Source organism: Nocardioides malaquae, assembly GCF_015070385.1.
GTDB lineage: Bacteria > Actinomycetota > Actinomycetes > Propionibacteriales > Nocardioidaceae > Nocardioides > Nocardioides malaquae.
In genome coordinates this window covers 1-234 of record NZ_JADCSA010001247.1, presented here as the reverse complement: position 1 = coordinate 234, position 234 = coordinate 1, and the positions used below count along the sequence as shown (strand labels likewise).

Here is a 234-nt window from a genome sequence, read left to right as displayed (position 1 = left end):
GACCTCCCGTCACCACTTTAAGCTCAACGGGGTGGACAGAGACACTATTGGGAACAATGAACTCGCCTCTCTCTGCTTTCCTCGTCGGCAACAGGTAGCTCTTGCCGGCTTTCTTCCTGCGCGCGTCTATCTGCCTGAAATGCGTGGTGATGTACATGTTGTCAAATTGAATATCCCGGTTGTACTGTCTGGCATAGCAGAAAGCGGCGATGAAGATGGTGAGGAAGGTGAGGG

General features: G+C 52.6%; 1 protein-coding gene. It reads right to left on the bottom strand.

Features of this window, described 5'->3' with window-relative positions; genetic code table 11:
* On the bottom strand, positions 1-234 hold a 234-nt coding region (locus IEQ44_RS16570; RefSeq protein WP_193639497.1), incomplete at both ends, for a hypothetical protein.